The sequence below is a fragment of the Paenibacillus sp. N119s genome (genome assembly GCF_059447605.1).
On sequence record NZ_JCAJRU010000430.1, the window covers coordinates 1 to 1,639 of the forward strand.

Annotated in this window: 2 protein-coding genes; both read left to right on the plus strand. The window is 47.7% G+C overall.

Annotated elements, in window-relative coordinates:
• Positions 1 to 1,278 (plus strand): DNA-directed RNA polymerase subunit beta (locus tag AC5V8P_RS25485; RefSeq protein WP_495474040.1); only part of this gene is annotated, 1,278 nt, incomplete at its 5' end.
• A 166-nt stretch (positions 1,279 to 1,444) separates the two neighbouring features.
• A partial coding sequence (locus AC5V8P_RS25490; protein WP_495474041.1) for a hypothetical protein occupies positions 1,445 to 1,639 on the plus strand: 195 nt, incomplete at its 3' end.

The window sequence follows — 1,639 nt, forward strand, 5'->3', positions numbered from 1 at the left end:
GGACGTAACGTTGTCGTAGCGTTCATGACTTGGGAAGGTTACAACTACGAGGATGCGATCTTGCTGAGCGAGAAGCTGGTTAAAGAGGATGTATATACCTCGATCCATATCGAGGAATACGAATCTGAAGCCCGCGATACGAAACTTGGACCAGAAGAAATCACTCGTGATATTCCGAATGTCGGTGAAGAAGCGCTTCGCAATCTAGATGAGCGCGGCATCATTCGCATCGGTGCTGAAATCGCCGCAGGTGACATTCTTGTTGGTAAAGTAACACCTAAGGGTGTAACTGAGTTGACAGCTGAAGAACGTCTCTTGCATGCAATCTTCGGTGAGAAGGCGCGCGAGGTTCGTGATACTTCCTTGAGAGTTCCTCACGGAACCGACGGAATCGTCGTAGATGTTAAAGTATTTACACGTGAAAATGGCGATGAGCTGCCACCGGGTGTAAACCAGTTGGTACGCGTCTATATTGCTCAAAAACGTAAAATTTCCGAAGGCGATAAAATGGCCGGACGTCACGGTAACAAGGGTGTCGTTGCCCGTATTCTGCCTGAAGAAGATATGCCGTTCTTGCCAGATGGCACGCCAGTACAAGTCGTACTGAATCCGCTGGGCGTACCTTCACGGATGAACATCGGACAGGTGCTTGAAGTGCATTTGGGTATGGCTGCAATGCGTCTTGGTATTCATGTGGCAACTCCAGTATTCGATGGTGCCAAGGAGTATGACGTATTTGATACGATGGAAGAAGCGGGTATGCAACGCAATGGTAAGACAGTGTTGTATGATGGGCGTACAGGTGATCGTTTTGAACGTGAAGTTACAGTCGGTGTCATGCACATGATCAAACTGGCGCACATGGTCGACGATAAGATCCATGCTCGTTCTACAGGCCCTTACTCTCTCGTTACGCAGCAGCCGTTGGGTGGTAAAGCTCAATTCGGTGGTCAGCGCTTCGGGGAGATGGAAGTATGGGCACTGGAAGCCTACGGTGCGGCGTATACGCTTCAGGAAATTTTGACTGTGAAATCCGATGACGTGGTTGGACGTGTTAAAACTTACGAATCCATCGTCAAAGGTGAAAATGTCCCAGAACCGGGTGTTCCTGAATCATTCAAGGTCTTGATCAAAGAGCTGCAAAGCTTGGGTATGGACGTGAAGATTCTGTCCGAAGACGAACAAGAGATCGAAATGAGAGAGCTTGATGATGAGGATGATACAACTGGCGATAAGCTGAGTTTGAATCTGGAAGGCTCTGAGGTTGGCGTAGAGTAGTTTGACTGCTGACTGACTCATATCAGCTTTGTTATATGCCTTAATCCATTTTGAATGGATCGGGCCTCTTGATACCGCCCGGTGCTGCCGGGCGGTATCAAACCTAAAAACTCAGGATTTGGTTAAGGAGGGTTGCTCCTTGTTGGACGTTAACAATTTCGAATATATGAAAATCGGGCTTGCTTCCCCCGAAAAGATTCGTTCTTGGTCCCGCGGAGAAGTCAAAAAACCGGAGACGATTAACTATCGTACGCTTAAACCGGAAAAAGAAGGACTATTTTGCGAGAAGATTTTCGGACCTACGAAAGACTGGGAATGTCATTGTGGTAAGTACAAACGTGTACGGTATAAAGGTGTTGTC